Below are 2,100 nucleotides of genomic sequence, written 5' to 3'. Positions count from 1 at the left end.
GAGCGGTTTGTGGCGGATCCGTTTGGTGGGGTGGGTGTGCGGTTGTATCGGACGGGTGATCGGGTGCGGTGGAGTGGTGTGGGTGAGTTGGAGTATGTGGGTCGTGTTGATTTTCAGGTGAAGTTGCGGGGGCAGCGGATCGAGTTGGGGGAGATCGAAACCGTCCTCGCGAGTGCCGACGACGTGGTCTCGGCAGTCGCGGTCGTGCACGACGACCGGTTGGTCGCGTACGTCACCGGACCGGACGAGTCGGCGGTGTCGCGGTTACGAGACCATGCCGCCCGCAGGCTCGCGTCGTACATGGTTCCCGACACCGTCATGGTGCTCGACGCGTTGCCGCTGAACACCGCGGGTAAGGTCGACCGAAAAGCCCTGCCCGCACCGGATCTCTTCTCCACTCGACGGGTGGAACCGGACACGGACACCGAACACACGATCGTCGCGATGGTCGCCGAGGTGCTCGGCCGCGGTGGGGACGCCACGGCCATTTCGGTGACCGACAGCTTCTTCGACATCGGTGGGCATTCACTGTCGGCCACGCGGGTGGCGGCGCGGGTCGCCCACGCGTTCGGTGTGCCGTTCGGCGTTCGTGAACTCTTCGATGCGCCGAGCGTGCGCGCGATGGCCGCTCTCGTCGACGCGACCCGTCGCACCGACAACAGCGGTTCACCCACCGAGACAGCAGACCTCGGTTCGATCCCGCGTCCTGCCCGCCTCCCGTTGTCGCCGGCGCAGCAACGCATGTGGTTCATCAACCAGTTCGATCCGGGGTCACCGGCCTACAACATCCCGTTCGCCCTACGGGTGCGTGGTCGTCTCGACGTCGTCGCCTTGCGCGCGGCACTCGCTGATGTGATCGACCGGCACGAGGTGCTGAGGACGCGTTACCCACAGGGCGCGGATGGCCGACCGTGGCAGGACATCGCAGCGGCTGACGACGTCACCGTCGATCAGTGGTGGCGGACCGCCGGGGTGGAGACGCTGTCCGCGGAACCGTTCGACGTCACCCGCGACCTCCCGATCCGTGCGGGCATCCTCGGATCCGATCCCGACGACCGCGGTGCACACGACCACGTGCTGGTCGTCGTGCTGCACCACATCGCCGCCGACGGCGAGTCGCTGGCGCCCCTGGTCGATGATCTCCTGCACGCGTACCGGTCCCGCGTCGAGGGTCGCGCGCCTGTCCGTCCTCCGCTCCCGGTGCACTACGCGGACGCCGCGCTCTGGCAGGAGCGCGCCCTGGGCTCGATCGACGACCCGGACTCCGAACTCGGCAGGCAGTCGCGCTGGTGGCGCGATCGCCTCGCCGGCCTGCCCGAGGTTCTCGAGTTGCCCACCGACCGACCCCGTCCGCCGGTGGCGTCCCTCCGCGGGGCGGTGGTGGACCTCGACCTGCCCGCGGGTCTCGCACCCCGCATCGAGGCGTTCGCCCGCGCCCACGGCGTGACCGTGTTCATGGTCTTGCACGCGTCGGTTGCGGTTGTCCTGTCCCGGTTGTCGGGGACGTCGGACATCGCGGTCGGTTCACCGGTGGCCGGCCGTGGCCGTACCGAGCTCGACGCCCTGATCGGCATGTTCGTCAACACTCTGGTCCTACGCACGGAGGTTGACGCCTCGGCTACGTTCGAGGAACTGATTCGGTTGGTGCGGGACACCGACCTCGATGCGTTCGCCGCGGCCGACGTGCCCTTCGAGTACCTCGTCGATGCCCTCGCCCCGGCGCGCAGCGAGGCGTTCGCGCCGTTGACCCAGGTGCTGTTGACCCTCGAGCAGACCCCGGTGGGGGAGTTGTCCGCGCCGGGGCTGACGATCACGCCCGTGGAGGCCGGTGCGCCCGCTGCCCGGTTCGACCTCGTGATCGGGATGTCCGCCGATCGGGACGACGCCGGTGCCCTCGCCGGCCTGGCCGGCCGGATCGTGTACGCCACCGACCTCTTCGACGAACCTACGGTGCGACGCATCGGTGCGCGGATCGTCGACGTCCTCGACGCGGGCCTCGCCGATCCCGACGTGATCGTCGGCGACATCGACCTCGTCGACGCCACCGAGCGCGCCGCCATCGAGGGTTGGTCGCGTGGTGTGGAGGTGGGGTTGGGGTGG

The 2,100-nt window shown here is 69.2% G+C and carries 1 protein-coding gene; it reads left to right on the top strand.

Annotated features, from left to right (window positions below):
* Positions 1–78: 78 nt before the first annotated feature.
* Positions 79–2,100: condensation domain-containing protein (locus tag FFS52_RS23465; protein WP_249358716.1), on the top strand; the 2,022-nt coding region annotated here is incomplete at its 3' end.

The organism is Gordonia sp. ALPHA1B1 (assembly GCF_005502615.1).
GTDB classification, from domain to species: domain Bacteria; phylum Actinomycetota; class Actinomycetes; order Mycobacteriales; family Mycobacteriaceae; genus Gordonia; species Gordonia hongkongensis.
Note: the sequence above shows the minus strand (reverse complement) of the source record. Positions and strands in the feature narration are given on the sequence as shown.